The organism is Pseudoalteromonas phenolica (assembly GCF_005886345.1).
GTDB classification, from domain to species: Bacteria; Pseudomonadota; Gammaproteobacteria; order Enterobacterales; family Alteromonadaceae; genus Pseudoalteromonas; species Pseudoalteromonas phenolica_A.
This window is the reverse complement of sequence record NZ_PNEC01000109.1, coordinates 1-281: the sequence shown is the minus strand read 5'-3', so window position 1 is coordinate 281 and position 281 is coordinate 1. Positions and strand designations below refer to the sequence as shown.

Annotated in this window: 1 protein-coding gene; it reads right to left on the bottom strand. The window is 46.3% G+C overall.

Annotated elements, in window-relative coordinates; all coding sequences use genetic code 11:
• Positions 1-281, bottom strand: a 281-nt coding sequence (locus CWB72_RS20250; protein ID WP_252371606.1) for a GTP-binding protein, incomplete at its 3' end; no start/stop codon positions are given.

The following is a 281-nucleotide window of genomic DNA, read 5'->3' as shown; positions in this document are numbered from 1 at the left end:
GTGATCATGTTTTTAACATAGTCAGCGTGTCCTGGACAGTCTACGTGTGCGTAGTGACGAGTTGGAGTATCGTACTCAACGTGAGAAGTTGAGATTGTGATACCACGCTCACGCTCTTCTGGAGCGTTGTCGATTGCTGCGAAGTCTTTCGCTTCACCACCGTATACTTTTGCAAGTACGTTAGTGATTGCTGCAGTTAGAGTTGTTTTACCGTGGTCAACGTGGCCGATTGTACCTACGTTTACGTGCGGTTTCGAACGTTCAAACTTTTCTTTTGCCAT